The sequence below is a fragment of the Novosphingobium sediminis genome, from assembly GCF_007991615.1.
GTDB classification, from domain to species: domain Bacteria; phylum Pseudomonadota; class Alphaproteobacteria; order Sphingomonadales; family Sphingomonadaceae; genus Novosphingobium; species Novosphingobium sediminis.
On the sequence record NZ_BJYR01000041.1, the window covers coordinates 1 to 16,650 of the forward strand.

Below are 16,650 nucleotides of genomic sequence, written 5' to 3' on the forward strand. Positions count from 1 at the left end.
AAAAGCTACGTCAATAATTGCCCGACTATTTGGAGCGAAATAGAAAATCTGGCTGCGTCTGCGGTCGAGGCCCGCAGTCCAGCCCGCATAAAGTAGCCATCCGGTGAAGGCCGCTGTTGAGGCGCAGTTCAACTTCTTTGGTGTGAAGATACTGTCGAAGCAGGGAAGCGGACACCATGTCCGCCAATTATTTTCAGAAATAGTCGATTCTGAGAGCGCTTCGAAGCGCCGGACCAACGCGCCTATGGTTTGGGCTTGTCATCGATCCGAGCAAGGGAAACCGCAAAGCCGCAACGCGCGTAGGAATCCAGATTGAATTCCTGATATCTGCTGAACAGGCCTTCAAGATGCTGGTCAATCTCCTCCTGGGTGTAGTCCAGTGAGTTGACACAACCATAGCCCAGTTCCGATGCCCGCTTCATTGCTGCATCGCCGTCGTCAACGCCGAAGAAGATACTCATCACCCCCTCACCTCGATGGGCAAGGAATTGCGATACGGCGCTATCCTTCTCTCGGCCCGGAAGAGGCGAGCACAATTCAATGCCCGCGTCCCAAGCGATTGATACGCTTATGCCAAATGGCTCCCCCGTCCAGTTCGCATCGAAAAACGTGGCGCCAAGCAAGTCGGTATACTGCTGCTTTGCTTTCTCCAAATCATGCACCGCGATCATGACGCGGTTCACACCCCTCAGTCCCATACATTTGTTCTCCGTAAGATTCCCGCAGCGTTAGTCTGCATGGACCACATGACAAGGTGAATCACAGCAATGTCGGCAAATCCAGAATGGCGGGTTTTGAAGCCTATGTCGGAATAGTCAGTTGTCAGCGCCGCTGAGGTTGCCACACCCAAGGCAACAGATCATTGAGTTTGTTGATCGGACAATCCGCGATCCTGGCCAGTACATCGGCCAGCCACGCCTGGGGATCGACATCGTTGAGCCGAGCGGTCTGGATCAATGTGTAGAGCACCGCGGCCCGCTCGCCGCCCCGATCGGACCCGCAGAACAGCCACGCCTTCCGGCCGAGCGGCACGCAGCGCAGCGCCCGCTCAGCGGCATTGTTGGTTAGGCAGATCCTGCCATCGTCGAGGAAGCGGGTGAACGCATCCCAGCGGCGCAGCATGTAATTTATGGCTTTGGCGAGATCGTGGTTGCGCGACAGCTTGGCGAACTGGCTGGCAAGCCATTCATGCAGCTCGGCGATGAGTGGCGCGCTCAGTTCCTGGCGTATCGCGAGCCGTTCGGCAGCACTCTTGCCGTTAATGCCGCGCTCAATGTCGAACAGGGCATCGAGCCGCTGCACCGCCTCAAGCGCGATCGGATAGATCATGCCGGCTCGCTCGCTCTGGCTTTTCTTGCGCGCCGCAGCGGCGACGTCGGCCAGCTCGAAAAACTTGCGCCTTGCGTGAGCAAAGCAGCCGGCTGCGAGCACCGGGCCGGGCTGACGACTTGCGGCGTAGAGCTCGCCATAGCCGCCATAGGCGTCGGCCTGCAGGATGCCTGACCAGAGCGCGAGGTGTGTTCGGGGATGCTCGCCGCGCCGGTCGCGCGAGTAGTGGAACAGCGCCGCCGGCGGATCGGTGCTGGCGAAAGGCCGGTCATCGCGCACGTAGACCCACAATCGGGCGGTATCGGTCTTGCCCTTGGCCATGACCGGCACAGTGGTGTCGTCGCCGTGCAATCGCTCGGCGGCCATGACATGGGCCTCGATCAGCCGGTAAAGCGGTGTCAGCGCGAATGCGGCTGCCCCGACCTGGTCGGCAAGCGTCGAGGTGCTCAGCGGCACTCCTTCACGGGCGAAGCGCTCGGCCTGACGGTTGAGGGGCTGGTGCTGCCCGTACTTCTCGAACAGCAGCATGGCGAGGAAACTGGGGCCCGCCCAGCCACGCGGCACGACGTGGAAGGGTGCCGGTGGCTGCGTGATCTTCTCGCAGTCCCGGCACGAGAACCTCTCGCGCACCGTCTGGATGACCTTCCAGGTCCGCGGGATCACCTCGAGCGTCTCGGTCACATCCTCGCCGAGCTTGGACAGCCGGTTGCCGCCACAGGCAGGGCATGAGCACGGCGCCGGGACGACGACGCGTGTCCGTGGCAGGTGCTCGGGAAACGGCTTCCTGACTGGCCGCTTGCGCTCGAAGGCGGTGACGGTCGCCGTCTTCGCGGCCGTGACTTCAGCCACCAGGTCGTCCTCGGCGGCATCGGCCTCGAGGTCTTCGAGCTGCAGCTCCATCTGATCGAGCAGGCGGCGGGTGCGTTCGGCGCTGGCGCCATACTGCTCGCGCCTGAGCTTAGCGATCTGCAGCTTGAGATGCGCGATGACCGCTTCGGTTGCACTCTCCCGAGCGCACGCGTTGGCCAATCTGGCCTCGGCGTCATCCGCCCGCTGGGTCGCTGTCGCGAGCAGCGCCTTGAGCACTTCGACATCGTCCGGGAAAGGCGAAACGGTCGCTTCCATGACCATGATGGAATCACAGAAAACAGCACAAATGAAGCGAAAAATGCGCGTGAAACGAAGAAAGTAGAAGCCCTATCCGGCGCTCTGCGGACGCCATGAATACTGCGGGTTGCGCCAGTCGATCCCGTCCAGCAGGCAGGCCAGTTGAGAGCCCGTCAGCGAGACCATCCCGTCCTTCGCCGAAGGCCATACGAACCGGCCCTTCTCGAGCCGCTTGGCGTAAAGCGACATGCCAATCCCGTCGTGCCAGATGATCTTGACCAGCGAACCGGCGCGGCCCCGGAACACGAACAGGTCACCGCCATGCGGATCCCGCTTCAGCCCCTGCTGGACCAGGAGCGCCAGTCCCTGCATCCCCTTGCGCATATCGGTCTGGCCCATCGCGATCCAGACCCGCGCACCTGCAGGGATCATCGCAGGGCCTTCAATGCGGCAGCCACCTGTGCCGGTGATGCTGCGTCGAAAATGCTCACCTGCTTGCCGCGACCCAGATCAACAACAATGGCCGGAGCCGCAGGCGAATGGCTGGCCCCACCTTCTTCGAGCAACACGGCCTCGGCGAAACCTGACCCGATCACGGCACTCGAGGCTGCTTCTGCGTGAACCTCGCGTAGCTTGCCCCGCCACGTGTAGATCAGCGAGGTCGAGATATCGTGACGTCGGCACACGTCGGCGACGCAGGCACCAGGCGAAAACGCCTCCGCCAGGATCTGCAGTCGCTCTTCGTCACTCCACCGCCGACGCCGTTCCGGCCCTGCAAATACCGTGACCTGCCCCATCCACCGCTCCTAAGCGCACTCACAAGAGCACGCTTAAGACCGCTCGTTCACTTGCCAGACAAGGCGGGACCCGCCGGATGGATACCGCATAAATCGCGATCGTGCCGGTCCAAATAATGACTTTTGGTCGGTTGCAAACTGTCGACTTTGCGGTTTGCTAGATGCGGTAGCAGACTATCCGTCAGCGTCTGTCTCTCGACAGTTTACGGCTCCCAGGATTTATCCAAATATAGGCATCGCAAAGCCACGCGCAAGCGTGTTCGCCCGTACGCAGCGCAATGGCGCATCACGAGACCTAAAACCTTGCGTCACTGGATTGGCAACTTTGGGAGGGCCAACTGGGTCGTTTGGAAAACGCATGTGAACGAATTCTGCTGAATGTGTCACAAAACGAATCTACAAATGATGGTTTTGATCTGGATACCAGATCGGAATGACCGGAAGGTGGTAAGTAGATCGCCTCCGTACCAGTTTCATGAGGGAGTGAGCGATGCATGATCGAATTGCCGGATGGGTTCGCTTTTGCGCCTTGGGAACTGCCTTACTGCTGCCTTCTTTACTCTACCTTTCATTGGGCGCTTTCGGGCCGTCGCAATACACCTTCTTGTTGGGGGATGCGACCACCCGCCTTTGGCCGTTCGTCTATGCCTTTCTCATAATGGCAATCTTCGCCGTTTGCGTCTTTTGGACATTGCGTGCCGCGGGACACGTTGGGTGGACTTGGGCGGCGCTCGCCGCAGCGCCACTGGCCGCCGCAGCCGGCACTGCATTCTGGAGGGCTGGAGCTACGCCGGGCACTTTGGCTGCGATCGGGGTTGCCGCCGCGGTAACGTGGCTATGCTTTTACGCGTTGCGCAGCGGAAGGATTTGGGAGCGGCTTCCGCTGCTCCTGAAACGCGTGTGGACTCCCATCATTATTGGTGTGCTGATCTACCTCGCTATTGGCCTTCTCTCCGTCCTCAGCCCCATAGTCGCGACTAGAACACTCGGGTCTTTCGCAATTTTCGCGACCTTTGCGGGGGTGGTGGGCCTGCTGGCGTCCGCCGCAACCGTCCGGTGGAAGTTCGGGGTTGTCCTGACCGTCTACGCGATCATCGCGACCCTTTTCTTTGGGTCGAACGATCACCGCATTCCCCAGACGACCGCAAAATCCGTGGCCCCGGAAGCCAGCATGGCGTTCCAGTCATGGCTCGTGTCGCGCCGTGATCTGGATGCCTATCGCTCCCGCAACCGGGCGTACCCGGTCATCCTGGTCTCGTCTGAGGGAGGGGGTATCTACGCGGCCGCGCATGCATATGGCACGCTTTCCGCGCTCGCCCAGGCCTGCCCAACCTTCGCCCAACACCTCTTCGCAACAGTCGGCGTGTCGGGAGGAGCGATCGGCAACGCATTGTTTGCTAGCTCTCTCGAACCGGCCCAGGCGCTGCACACTCCATGCGCGCCGGCAACAATGAAAGTCGACCCGCAACCAGTAACCGCAGACCACCTCTCGCCGGTACTCGCACGCTTGCTTCTCGTCGAGCCGATTGACGCCATGTTGCCCGGACGGTGGATGCGTCGCGATCGCGCGCAGATTCTGACGGATTCATTCTTTTCTGTCGCGAGGAACAAAAGTTATCTGCGGCAAGCGGTAAGCGATAGTTTCGATCCCCGCGGTGGCCGCCCTGCACTGATCTCGGTGGCAGTCGACGTTGCCGATGGCCGCCGCATGGTGCTTGCACCCTTTCAACCGAGCGAATTCGTCGGAACCGGGAAATGGTGGCCAGGGGGCGAGATGTTCCGCGATCGTCCCAATGAGCCACAAATCAGCGTGCTCGATGCGGCGGGCGTTTCCGCACGTTTTCCGTGGATCACCCCGACCGGTCGCCTTAGGCTATCGAAGCACGAGGACGCTATTCTCGCTGATGGCGGCTACTTCGACAACAGCGGTGCGGATACCGTGCGCGACTTGGCTCTCGATCTTCAGGCCAGCCAAAACTGGCGTGATTTCAGCCCGACGGGTGCTGAAACAGATGGTGAAGTATATGATGGTCCATGCAGCACCCCCCGAATCAAAATGGTGAAGAACTTCCACAACGAGGTCCAGTGGGACAGCTGCACGCTGCCGATCTACGTGCTTCACTTGGCGCTGGCGTCGCGGGAATGGTCGGACCTTCCTGACGGATCGCCGGACCCGGTGCGCGCGAAACCTGGGCAATCGTTCCTGATCGACCCGATCAGCGCACTTCTGGCGACGCGTGAATCCCGCGGGGAGATTGCTCTCGCGCGCGCCGATCTCGATGCGTGCGGAACGGCCCTTGCCGGCGCCGAATGCGCCCTCGAGCCGGGCCGCTCCATCGGCTTTTTCAGAAACGACATATCACCTGTGGAATGGCACCTCCCTCTTGGCTGGTACATGCCTGCTAAAGGTTTTCACGCAATAGTTGGGAAGACCGCACCTGCTTCGATGTTCGACTACCGCCGCCTGAAGCGCGAGGCGGAGTTCGATCGCGAACTCGACACTAAGCTCCTCATCTACCACCTCGACCCGGACCTATACCGGGAGGATGCCGACCCAACACTTGCCGACCTTATGCCGGACCCCTAGCGCTGCAGATTGGAGGAAGCGTTTTTGGGTAGGCTCAGGACCCATTGATCTCACAGGCGCGATCTGATTCAGCCTCCGCAAGGAGACTGAATCAGATCGCGCCTGTATTGGCTGACCGAGGAGCAGATAGCGCGGCTCCGCCCATATTTTCCCAAGAGCCCCCGCTAACCTCGAATGGATGATCGCCAGGTGTTGAGCGGGATCATCTTCGTCAACCGGAACGGTCTCCGTTGGCGGGATGCGCCAAGGGAATATGGACCGCACAAGAAATTGTACAGCCGCTGGAAGCGGTGGGGCGCGATGGGCGTGTTAAGCAGAATGATGGAAGGCTGGTCCACGCAAAGCGCAGGCCCTCAGATCCTCATGATCGACGCGACTTATCTTAAGGCTCACCGCACGGCTTCCAGCGTTGGAGTAAAAAAGGGAATCTCGGCCGCCTGATCGGACTGACCAAGGGCGGTGTGAACATCAAGTTTCACGCCATCACCGATGCAAACGGCCGCCCCTTGAGCTTTTTCATCACGGCCGGCCATGTCCGCGATTACATTGGTGCGGCGACCCTGCTTGAGGACTTGCCGAAGGCGCAGTGGATGCTGGCAGACCGGGGCTATGATGCCGAGTGGTTCAGGGACGCGCTTGAGAAGAATGGCATCAAGCCCTGCATTTCGGGTCGAAAATCCCATTCCATGCCAGTCAAATACGACAAGCGCTGATGCAAACGCCACAACCGCATCGAGATCATGTTCGGTTGCCTCAGGGACTGGTGCCGCGTCGCCACCCGACACGACCGCTGTCCGAACGTCTTCTTCTCCGCCCTCGCTTTCGCCGCAACCGTGATCTTCTGGCTGTAATCAGTGTGTCCTGACCCTAGTGCTAGACCTCGTCGGCAGTGCATTCAGTCGAAAACTCTTCGTTGAACAAGACACCCTATTGTTGCAGACTGAAGGCGAGATTGGCGGAGGATTTGCTATGAGTAATAGATGTCTGCTTCGAATAGTCACTTTCCTTCTTGTCACTGCCAGCCCCCCAGCGCTTGCATCTCCTTCGGAACTTGAAATCGTCAACATCCGAATTGGCCAGGGCGATGCTACACTTGTTCAGGGTCCAGCCGATCCGCATGGTAAGCGCATAACAGTCCTCTTCGATGCCGGTGACGATGCCGATTATGATGGGAGTCGAATCATCGCGGCGGTCCTGTCGAAGCGGAGAATTCGGCACATCGACTACGTGGTGATCTCGCATTACGATGCCGACCATATTGGCGGAGTAATTACTGACCGTTCTCGACACGGCGTAAGTTTCCTCTACGGACGGGACGGTGTCCCCGGCAGCGTGGGAGATGACGACAACGACGGTAAGGCGGAATGGGTGGGTGTTCCGGACCAGAGACCAGATCCCGAAGAATTCGGAACAGGTGATGACATCACGGTCGGAACGTTTGTTGACCGAGGTGACGAAGAGAACAAGGATACGCCACAGTATCGGCGCTATGTCGAAATTGCTTCGGCGAAGGGAAACCGCTTTTCGTTGGACACCCAATCCAAGCTCAACAGCTTCACGATTGACCTCGGAGGTGGTGCATCGATGGTCCCGTTGGCTAGCTCTGGCCGTGTCCGCGGCGCGCAATCCATTGTCCCGAATGTCGATACCGAGAATGAGCGTAGCGTCTCAATGCTGGTTACGTTCAACAAGTTCGACTTCTTGGTTTCAGGCGACCTCATCGGCAGGAAGCATGGCGCTGAAGACGCGCAGGTTGAACGTGCTGTAGGACAGAGAATTGCAAACGACAGTCGGATCGTCGACGTCCTTCATGTGAATCATCATGGTGCCAACAATGCATCAGATGAGACCTTTCTGGAGCTGATCAGACCCACCATCGCTGTCATTTCGCATGGCAATGTCGCCAGCTATAAGCACCCTAACGTCAATGCGCTTGCCCGCCTTGAAGCTGCCCGGGTTTATCGCATCATCCAGACAAAATGGGGGACGACTGACGTCTCGCTGAGCAATACCGCGATCAAGAATATCCAGGCGATCTATCAGGGCGACGTGGTGATATCATCGGATGGTGAGGAGTATACGGTTTCAACCAGCCGAACCTATCGTGCTGACACGAATCCTCGCCGCCCCTGAATTGCCTGCTGGTACAATCACTTTTAAGGGATCCAACTGGACGAATTGGAGCGCGGTTCGACGGTGTTATACTTCTCCGTGTGAAGGCAATTAACCCACAACTCCCACGTGACTAGTACTACTTTGGTAGTTTCCCTCGGGCGCTGCGTTGCCACTCGTTACGGCAGTGCGGACATGTTGGCGGTAATAGTGTGAAAGCTTGTACGATTCAGGCATCCTATCGTGGCACCGGCAACAGCCTCAATGCGTCTACTGCGATTGCCAAAGCGCGGCAGGAAGCACTGGCTGACGGGACAGCGGTCGCGATCGATGATCCCAACACTTGCATGGACGAGAGATTTCGACTGGCGCAGCAATGTGCATATTCCGCGCGATCGGTTTGGCCAAGTGACCCTTCCGCTTGACTGGCCAGTATTAAACGAATGGTGGTTCAGTGGCCGAGAATAGAATTACGCTTGCCGGTGCTCACCCGAGACTGTTGCTTGATCAAGCACTGAGGTAACATGGCAACAAGATCAAAGATTACAGGACTGACATCCATGTGCTAAGACAGGCAACAATGGCGATGTGGATTAGGTGCTTAATTCGTTCGGGGGGACTATGGCGACTGGAATGGAAATCTGGGAGGCAGCGAAAGGCGCGGTTCGCGATGAGATCCGCAAAATCCGGCCCAATCAAACAGTCTGGACGAATATCACGCCCGACCAAATCGGTGCAACGGCTGATAGCTGGATCGTTTTGTCGTCCGACATGATCGACAACTTCAACTTGCGCGGTGTGAAGCCAGCCATCGCTATTCCAAAGCAGAAGCGCCGGACCTATCGTACGAAGCCTTTCCTCGATTTCGTCAAGGCGCTGCGAGATGCGTAGCCGCAAAGGATTGGCCCTAGTGGCTGCGGGCATGGCGACAGCGATGGCAACTCCCGCACACGCGGACGATCTTGCGAGCGCAACCGGCGCGATTGAGACTGTCTGCGCGGGCATCGAGTCGCAGACCGAAATACGGCAGCGAGATCTTGCCGAGGCAGTGCTGGTCGCGGCGGGCATGCTCCCCTCGAAACTCACACAGTTGGTCACCAGCGCGCCGGGTCGACCAGCCGACTATCGGCCATCGGCCGACGATATCTCGAATGGTGCGCTTACTTTCGTCCGCAATCCTGATCTCATCGGAGGGAAACAGGCCGGGCGCATCTACGACCTGCTAGCCGTCCTTTCAGATCATCTGACTCAGAAAGGCGGCGCGCTCACCGGAAAACTGGTGGTGATTGGCGCCGCGCCCGAGGGCTCGGTTTTCGCCGAGGGCATCAAGCTCATTTGCCCCGGCAAGACGCCGCTGACGCAGATCACAGGAGCCTTGCCTGCGCCGCAGGAGCGCTCGAAGGGCGCTAAGCTGGGTGTAAACCCGATCGTTATCCGACAGAAGGTGGAAGATTTCGGCGTCGCCGCGAAAGACGCCAGTGGATCTTTCCAGGGCTCCTACAGCCGGCAGCGATCGACCGACCTCGACGGCGCAACGACGGTTACAAAAACCCTCGCAGTCCGGGGCGTATACGGCCTGCGCCTCGCTGGCGACGGCGAAGCTAGCTACCTCTATGGCTACGGCGATTATGCGCTGAACCGCGTCCGCAAGACGACGAGCCCAATCGCGACTCAAGCTGCCAACGACGGACGCGCCAAGGACGTCGATGCCTTGGAGCTTGGCCTCTCGGGTTCGGTGCCACTTGGCGGCGACGCAGTGATCGTTCGCCTGTCGGGCCGGGGTGGAGCTATCCTTGACTTTGCGACTGGGGCGCGGCGTTTGGTCGGAGGGTTGCGCGCTGAACCGACGGGAATCGGCACAATCGGCTCACCTAGAGCCGCGCTCTGCGGCTTCGGCGCTTATAGCGACAACGTCTTCGGTCTTCCAATAGAAGCACGCTGCTCGGCGGCGGCTCGCATCGAAGTCAGCGAAGTCCTACGCGCGGGGACTGCGAAGCTGACCAAAGCCGATGAGCTCGTTGCCATCGGCGGTGATGTCACTTGGGAATTCCGGCCTCGACTGCTGTCGGACGGCAAACCGCGGGACGGAATGGTTGGCAGCCTAGCCTATCGCTATCAGCGCATGGTGGCAGGGCAAGCGCCCGATATCGATCGATTCGACGCCACGCTCAAGTACCGCTGGTGGGCCAAAGACCTCGCCTTCGATCTCGGCTTCGCTTATTCTGACGGCACTGAGCCGAAGAGCTTGGTTGACGAGAACAAGGTCTCGATAACTTTCGGCATTCTCTACTGACCCGAACAGGCGGTCAGGTGCCTTTCGAGGCGGAGAGGTGGCCCTACAGGACAAATTGAGCTGCTAATTTGGCGACATTTGCCGTTGTTTGCATCCGCTGCCTTTGGCCGCATTCTGCGGGAAATCTTCTTGCCACATTCGTTATTTGAGACAGGAGTCAAAAGGCCCGTCACGCGGCCCGCAACGGCCACTTGCTCTACCGAATCAATCCCGCAAATGCTGAGCGTAGCGATCTGATTGAAGCTGTGATTGCGCGTTTGGAATTTATCCTGGCTGCGATAGCACGGCTGCGTTCCTGCGCTAGTGTCGCGGGAGCAACTGTCCTCGGTCGCTTTGCACGATTGTAGAGTCAGTCCCATGTGCAACTTCGGGAGATTAGGCTGGACGACGACTGGCTTGTGGCGATCCGTCAACTCAGGTTCCAGCCACCTCCGCGTACGATATGAGCATCGCGTTCGCGCAGCTGCAAGCCAAGGTCAAGCTCGCTGTTGATCCGGCCAGCAATCTCAGCAAAGAGGTTGTCCAGCGCGCGCATTTCTCGGGGAAAGTCAGCCGATCTTTGCTCAATAGCCTCAATTACGGAGCGTGCAGAATCGTTGAGTATTCGCTTTGCACCTCGCTCAGGGATGCCGATCGCGATGCAGAAGTATTCGAGGTCTGCGGCAGTAATTTGCTGCGGCAAGCTCGCGTTTCCGATATTGAATGCGAGATCCTCCCTGAAGCCAGCCACCATCTGGACAGGGACGAGGTCGTAGAAGCGTGCCAGCATCGGTGCCTGTCCCGGCACGTGCAGCAGGGCATGGTTCTTGGCATGGTTGTCGTTGTTGCCGATGAGCAAGTTGAACAAGCTCATTTCGAGGAACTTTTCACGTACGAGCGCTGGCTGATCTGTGGCTGCGAGAACGCGGCCAATGGCCTCCGCGTCGAAGCGACGTCCTTCTCGGCCGCGCCGTTCGTATTTGAGTTCTGCCGGTAGTCCGAGCGCTTGGGCAAAGTCTTCCTGGTGAACGCGATGGATTCCATCCTCGGTTACGATCCGATCGAAGCGGGTTATCAGTAGGACCTCCTGGCCTTCGACGTCGCCGGCTGCACATCCCCCGACATTGAACCCCACCTGGTCCGCCAGGTCGGTCACGAATTCTTCGTGCCGGGCTTCGTGGCGGTGCTGGGGATCGGGAATCTTGAGAATGTGGGTCGTCGGCGCTCCTGACCCGACCTTTGGCAGTGCAAAGCGATTGTCGGGCAGAGCGGTAAGCGAGATTTTGCGGCGAAAGCCGGCGACGGGTGACGGATCGCGCATGCCGTCGGGTAGCGGTCGTCCTTGGGCAAGGCGCAGGACGATATCGGTAAAGTCTTCATTGCTCAATGCGTCGTAGTCATGCTCGATCGAACCTGGCCGTTTTATCGGGGGGTGGTCCTCGGGTAACGCGCTCACAGCTCCCGAACAATCAGCACCGACATGGGAGAGCAGACTGACTAAGTCGCCGCGTTCAATGCCTTCCCGGAGCATAACCCGCTCTAGTTGGTCATTCTCCTGGAGAAGATTGTTGAAATATGCGCGCGTAACCGCGTCTCCAAACGCTTCCTCCTGGAGCGGAAGTGAAAGCGACAAGGGATGGCTATTCTGATCGACCAGCCAGTTTGGCGCATAGGTGAAGCGCATCGCTCCATCGTCTGTCGAGATGAGCTCGCCAATTGGTTCGGCCGATGCCTCTAACCAGACGTTGAGTCTGCGCATCAGCTTCCGCGTTTCTTAGCAAACACATCAATCCCGGCCGCAGTTGCGCAGCCGAGGACCTTGTCAAATTCAAGACTGGGCTTTCCGCCTTCAAGCTCCGAAACGAACCGACGGCCGACTCCTGCATGCGCAGCGAACTCTGCCTGGTTCATTTTCATAGCTTTGCGGGCCGTCCGGACCATCACCCCGAGTTCTGTGATCGAAGCCAGTGGATTTCGGGTTCGACCGACCGCCTCTGCAATCATGGTGTTCGACCTGCTTCCTGGTTCTTTGATCCTGATGTCTTTCGTAAGCCCGGGATACTCGGCTCTGATCGCTTCGCGATGGATGGTCAGCGGGTGTTTTCCGAGTGCGGTTAGCAGGCTATCCTGAGACGAGCCTGACTTCGTGCGCGAAGCGAGCAATAGGTTGGCTGCGGCCGATGGTTTAGGTTCGTTACCCAATTTGCACCCTTTCGGGAGCATATGTAGCGATCTCGCGACGCAAGTCAATATTTGAACCCGTACAGGTTCATTTTTCTACACTGCGTCAATCTCGGCAAAAGTTGCTCCCGTTCAGGATCAGTCGATCATTCCGGACACCTTGCCTAAGTCCCCGAAGATGAGCAACCGAGCGGAAAAGCAGGGATGCAGCAAGATGATGCTGCTATACCTTCAAGATGCAATGAGGATTGAATTCGCGGTTCTCAGCCCCGCCGCTTCTAGACATTGGTCCGAAAGCCTTGGGGTTGCAGACGGCCGGGGTCTACCCAGCAAGGTAGCGGGAGCTCAAATATCCACCGACAGCACCAATGGCACAGGCTTGTTACGAGCTTCTTTACGGGCTGCAGTTCAGGTCAAGGGCAAACAAACTGCTTGGCGCACTGAGCCGACCTACTGCTGACCAAAATGAGCGAACGAGCAAGCTTTGATACCCAGCAGGACGGTCTGAATTGATCAGGTAGCGACAGAAAGGGCGGCGAATCAGAAGCCCGCTTTCTGCGTTTGTTCGCCACCAGTGAATCACGGAATTCCGGGGCTCCAAAAAAGCAGGAGTCCCGGAAAAGGCATCGAACCAACACCTTATTTGGCGATTTCGGGCCTTTTGCGGGCCTTTGGCAAAATCCGAACAACATAAAGCATTGAGAAAACGAGTATAAAATCGCCGAGATCGAGTCCTCTTCTGGCACCATTTTTCTTTCCGGACACTTCCGCAAGTGTCCGGAAAAATCCAAGAAAACAGACACTTGCGACAAGTTTGGCGTCCATCGGCATCCAGCCGAATTCGTTGAAATTGGCGGTACATGACGGTATATCTGACGGTATCAAAACCGACAGAGGTGGCACCATGCTGACCGATCTGGCCGTCCGAAAAGCCGCGCCGCGCGACAAGCCTTACAAGCTCTCTGATGGGGGCGGGCTGTACCTGCTGGTGACGGCCGCGGGTCAACGATACTGGCGGATGGACTATCGTTTCGGTGAAAAGCGGGCCACTGCGGCACTCGGGGTCTACCCGACCATCACCCTTGCCGAGGCGCGAGCCAAGCGGCTTGAGATCAAGAAGCAGATCGCCGAGGGGATCAACCCAGCGGCCAAGCGCAAGATCGACAAGATCACCGGGCCGCTCGCCAATGTGAACAGCTTCAAGGCCGTGGCGGAAGAATGGCTCGACAAGGCCCGACGCGAGGGCCGTGCCGATGTGACTGTGGGCAAGCTGACATGGCTGCTCGAATTCGCCTACCCCATGATCGGAGATCGCAAGGTGGGCGAGATCAAGGCTCCCGAATTGCTAGCCGTGCTACGCGCGGTTGAGAAGCGCGGGCATTACGAAACCGCACGGCGGCTGCGCAGCACCTGCGGACAGGTCTTCCGCTATGCCATTGCCACGGGCCGCGCCGACCGCGACGTGTCGGCAGACCTGCGCGGCGCGCTGATCGTGCCCAAGGTGACGCACCGCGCCGCCATCACCACGCCAAAGGAAACGGGCGCTCTGCTGCGGGCTATCGATGCCTATTCAGGCTATCCGGTTACCCATGCGGCGCTGAGGCTTGCCCCCTATGTTTTCGTGCGTCCGGGCGAACTGCGGCAGGCAGAATGGAGCGAGTTCGACTTTACCCGCAACACTTGGACCATCGCCGCCGACAAGACAAAGATGCGCGTCGCGCACCGTGTGCCGCTCAGCCGACAAGTGCTCGCCATCCTGGAAGAGCTGCGCGAGATCACCGGCAACCGCCGCTATCTGTTCCCCGCCCAAGGCAAGCGCGACCGGCCGATGTGTGAAAACACGATCAACCTCGCGCTGCGGCGGATGGGGTTCGATGGCACCACGATGACCGCCCACGGCTTCCGCGCCATGGCCAGCACGCTGCTGAACGAGCAAGGCCATTGGAACCCCGACGCGATCGAGCGCCAGCTCGGCCATGCCGAGACCGACGACGTCCGCCGGGCCTATGCGCGCGGCGAGCACTGGGATGAGCGGATCAGGATGATGCAGAACCGGGCTGACTATCTCGATCAGCTAAGGTCCGGTGCAAAGGTGCTGCAAGGCAGCTTCCGCAAGCCATCGGGCTCTGCAAGCGCGTTGCCGGGTTGATCCTGCTGCACCGCTCAGAATCTGTCACCAATCTGTTCAGCTGGCGATTTCCGCATCAAGGTAGGCCTCGACGCGCTGCATACCTGCGAGGCCATCTGCCAGCATGAGATCCAGCGCGCTGGCTCCATCAAAGGCCTCGTTAGGTGCACCTATCCACCGCGCGGCTCTATCGCCATCAGCGAATATGCATCGCAATGCGCGACGAATGCCGAGCACCGCTGCAGCCCGCCCTTCGCCGTTGAGAAGCCGCTCGGCTGTTTCAGGTTGAACGCCCCAGCGCGCGACCAATGCAGCGGCCGCCCGCACCATCGCCAGCTTTTCATCTTCGTCATATTGAGCGCTGGCGATCGACATGGACATATCCGCTGACTTCGAGGATCCCCAATAGCACGGAACGTCCGCTCAGGCCATCAGTCATCTTACCGATCGGTAAGAAAATACAGAGAAGGCCGTATATCGGATTGCTTTCTTCCCGACCGGTAAGAAGTGCTCTTGAAACGCGCTTTGTCATGTGCAATCTTCCCGCTCGGTAAGACTGACATGATCGACAACGCAACCCAATTCGGCGCAGCCGTCGCCTCGGCCCGCAAGACCCTTGGCCTTACCCAGCGGGAGCTGGCGCTCGCAATCAACAGCGGCGAGCGCTTCATTGTCGATCTGGAAGCAGGAAAGCCCACCGCCCAACTCGGCAAGGCACTCGCTGCTGCCAAGGCTGTCGGCTTGCGGCTCACCGCCACCGGCAGTCCGCAGGCCTGACGTTGGAACTTCCCTTCCACTACGAGAACCGCCTGGTCGCCAAGATCAGTGCCGATGCACGGGCGACCCGCCTCGCGTATGACGAAGCATGGCTGACTTCCCCAGACAGCTTCCCGGTCTCGCTGGCAATGCCGAACCGGCCGGAGCCGTATGATGGGGAACAGGTCCTTCCCTGGCTGATGAACCTCCTGCCGGAAGGCGAACCGCTGCGCGCCATGACTCGCGCGCTCGGCGCTGCGCCGGAGGACGCGCTCGGCCTGATCGCGCAGACCGGCAACGATCTGGCGGGCGCGCTCAGCATCGCTCCGCAACAGCCGCGCGGCGAGCCCGGCTATCGCCCGATCCCGGATGCCGACGCACTGGAACAGATCATCGAGGAATTGCCTGCACGGCCATTCCTGGTCGGCGAGGACGGCGTTTCGATGAGCCTTGCCGGCGCGCAGGAAAAGCTGCCGGTGGCTGTCATCGACGGCCAGATTGCAGTGCCGATCAACGGCGCGCCATCCACCCATATCCTCAAGCCCGACAATCCACGCCTGCCCGGCAGCGTCCAGAACGAGGCGCTATGCATGGTTCTCGCCCACAGGGTCGGTCTCAATGTCGCGCCGGTTACAACCGGCGTTGCGGGGAAGCGCAGCTATCTGCTGGTTGAACGATACGACCGGATAAGCACTGGCAACAATGTCCGCCGCCTGCATCAGGAGGATTTCTGTCAGGCACTCGGCCGCCCGCCTGCCGCAAAGTATGAATTCAACGGCACCGGAACGCGCGGCCCCTCAATCGCCGACATGTTCGCCCTCGTCCGCCAGCATATGACGGCGCGCGACATCACGCGGCTGCTGGACGCCGTGATCTTCAATATCGCCATCGGCAACGTGGACTCCCACGCGAAGAACTACTCGATCCTGCTCGGCCCCGGTGCCCCGCAGCTTGCCCCGCTATACGACCTCATGTCGGGCCTCGCCTGGACCAACATCACCCAAAACCACGCCCAGGCCATCGGCGGCCAACGCCGCGGTCGCCACATCTACGGTCGCCACTGGCGGCGCATGGCCCAAGCCTCAGGACTGGCAGCGCGAGGGACGGTGCAGCGGGTGGAACAAGTGACTGCGCGGTTGCTGCGCGAATTGCCCGCCGCTGTCGAAGAGGTGGCGGCTATGGCTGCGGGCTCGACGATGTTGGAGATCTTCGCAAAGGAGATTGCGAGCCGGGCAGTCGAGGTCCAAGCGCACGCCGGACAAGAGGGAGTGCCCGAGGTCGAAGACACGCCGGAACCGGAAGTCAATCTTTCGGCGACTGCCTATGAGTAAGAAACAAAGAACGACCCTGGTCAGCGCGCGGCATACTCGATGACGTGACC

Annotated in this window: 14 protein-coding genes and 1 pseudogene; 8 read left to right on the top strand and 7 right to left on the bottom strand. The window is 59.5% G+C overall.

What is annotated here, in order from left to right:
- Nucleotides 1–242: 242 nt before the first annotated feature.
- From NSE01_RS20530 to tnpA, 4 genes are all read right to left on the bottom strand, one after another.
- Nucleotides 243–683, bottom strand: coding sequence for a VOC family protein (locus tag NSE01_RS20530; protein ID WP_170233922.1), 441 nt, complete (start codon nucleotides 681–683; stop codon nucleotides 243–245).
- A gap of 139 nt (nucleotides 684–822) precedes the next feature.
- Nucleotides 823–2,454 carry an IS66 family transposase gene (gene tnpC / locus NSE01_RS20535; protein ID WP_147161459.1) on the bottom strand — a complete coding sequence of 544 codons (1,632 nt, stop codon included), beginning with the start codon at nucleotides 2,452–2,454 and terminating at the stop codon, nucleotides 823–825.
- 72 nt (nucleotides 2,455–2,526) lie between these two features.
- Complete coding sequence (gene tnpB, locus NSE01_RS20540) at nucleotides 2,527–2,868, bottom strand: IS66 family insertion sequence element accessory protein TnpB (RefSeq protein WP_147161448.1); 342 nt, start codon at nucleotides 2,866–2,868, stop codon at nucleotides 2,527–2,529.
- Nucleotides 2,865–3,233 (bottom strand): IS66-like element accessory protein TnpA, encoded by a 369-nt coding sequence (tnpA, locus tag NSE01_RS20545; protein WP_147161449.1) that lies wholly within the window; start codon nucleotides 3,231–3,233, stop codon nucleotides 2,865–2,867. The genes tnpB and tnpA overlap by 4 nt, the downstream gene beginning before the upstream one ends.
- A 490-nt stretch (nucleotides 3,234–3,723) precedes the next feature.
- Here tnpA and NSE01_RS20550 point away from each other — a divergent pair, with 490 nt between their 5' ends.
- The 5 genes and pseudogenes from NSE01_RS20550 to NSE01_RS20570 all read left to right on the top strand — a co-directional run bounded on the left by NSE01_RS20550 (nucleotide 3,724) and on the right by NSE01_RS20570 (nucleotide 10,225).
- On the top strand, nucleotides 3,724–5,820 hold the full coding sequence (locus NSE01_RS20550; protein WP_147161450.1) for a patatin-like phospholipase family protein: 2,097 nt from the start codon (nucleotides 3,724–3,726) through the stop codon (nucleotides 5,818–5,820).
- A gap of 90 nt (nucleotides 5,821–5,910) precedes the next feature.
- Nucleotides 5,911–6,671: pseudogene (locus tag NSE01_RS20555) on the top strand (IS5 family transposase).
- Between the two features lie 82 nt (nucleotides 6,672–6,753).
- Nucleotides 6,754–7,953 (top strand): ComEC/Rec2 family competence protein, encoded by a 1,200-nt coding sequence (locus NSE01_RS20560; RefSeq protein WP_147161451.1) that lies wholly within the window; start codon nucleotides 6,754–6,756, stop codon nucleotides 7,951–7,953.
- Between the two features lie 612 nt (nucleotides 7,954–8,565).
- Nucleotides 8,566–8,823, top strand: coding sequence for a hypothetical protein (locus NSE01_RS20565; RefSeq protein WP_147161452.1), 258 nt, complete (start codon nucleotides 8,566–8,568; stop codon nucleotides 8,821–8,823).
- 43 nt (nucleotides 8,824–8,866) lie between these two features.
- Nucleotides 8,867–10,225: a hypothetical protein gene (locus tag NSE01_RS20570; RefSeq protein WP_147161453.1), complete on the top strand. Its 1,359-nt coding sequence runs from the start codon at nucleotides 8,867–8,869 to the stop codon at nucleotides 10,223–10,225.
- Nucleotides 10,226–10,634: 409 nt separating this feature from the next.
- Here NSE01_RS20570 and NSE01_RS20575 read toward each other — a convergent pair whose 3' ends face one another.
- Both NSE01_RS20575 and NSE01_RS21835 read right to left on the bottom strand, forming a co-directional pair.
- Nucleotides 10,635–11,963 carry a HipA domain-containing protein gene (locus NSE01_RS20575; protein ID WP_147161454.1) on the bottom strand — a complete coding sequence of 443 codons (1,329 nt, stop codon included), beginning with the start codon at nucleotides 11,961–11,963 and terminating at the stop codon, nucleotides 10,635–10,637.
- Nucleotides 11,963–12,406 carry a helix-turn-helix transcriptional regulator gene (locus tag NSE01_RS21835; protein ID WP_246135312.1) on the bottom strand — a complete coding sequence of 148 codons (444 nt, stop codon included), beginning with the start codon at nucleotides 12,404–12,406 and terminating at the stop codon, nucleotides 11,963–11,965. Before NSE01_RS21835 ends, NSE01_RS20575 begins: the two co-directional genes overlap by 1 nt.
- 883 nt (nucleotides 12,407–13,289) lie before the next feature.
- Between NSE01_RS21835 and NSE01_RS20585 the strand changes: the two genes are divergently transcribed.
- Nucleotides 13,290–14,534, top strand: coding sequence for a tyrosine-type recombinase/integrase (locus tag NSE01_RS20585; RefSeq protein ID WP_147161455.1), 1,245 nt, complete (start codon nucleotides 13,290–13,292; stop codon nucleotides 14,532–14,534).
- Nucleotides 14,535–14,570: 36 nt separating this feature from the next.
- Here the strand turns inward: NSE01_RS20585 and NSE01_RS20590 are convergent, their stop codons facing one another.
- Entirely contained in the window at nucleotides 14,571–14,888 is a 318-nt protein-coding gene (locus NSE01_RS20590; protein ID WP_147161456.1) for an MbcA/ParS/Xre antitoxin family protein, read from the bottom strand.
- A gap of 186 nt (nucleotides 14,889–15,074) precedes the next feature.
- On the opposite strand from NSE01_RS20590, the gene NSE01_RS20595 reads away from it, so the two are divergent.
- Both NSE01_RS20595 and NSE01_RS20600 read left to right on the top strand, forming a co-directional pair.
- Nucleotides 15,075–15,290 carry a helix-turn-helix domain-containing protein gene (locus NSE01_RS20595; protein ID WP_147161457.1) on the top strand — a complete coding sequence of 72 codons (216 nt, stop codon included), beginning with the start codon at nucleotides 15,075–15,077 and terminating at the stop codon, nucleotides 15,288–15,290.
- A 2-nt stretch (nucleotides 15,291–15,292) separates the two neighbouring features.
- Nucleotides 15,293–16,600: a type II toxin-antitoxin system HipA family toxin gene (locus NSE01_RS20600; protein WP_147161458.1), complete on the top strand. Its 1,308-nt coding sequence runs from the start codon at nucleotides 15,293–15,295 to the stop codon at nucleotides 16,598–16,600.
- Nucleotides 16,601–16,650: the final 50 nt, after the last annotated feature.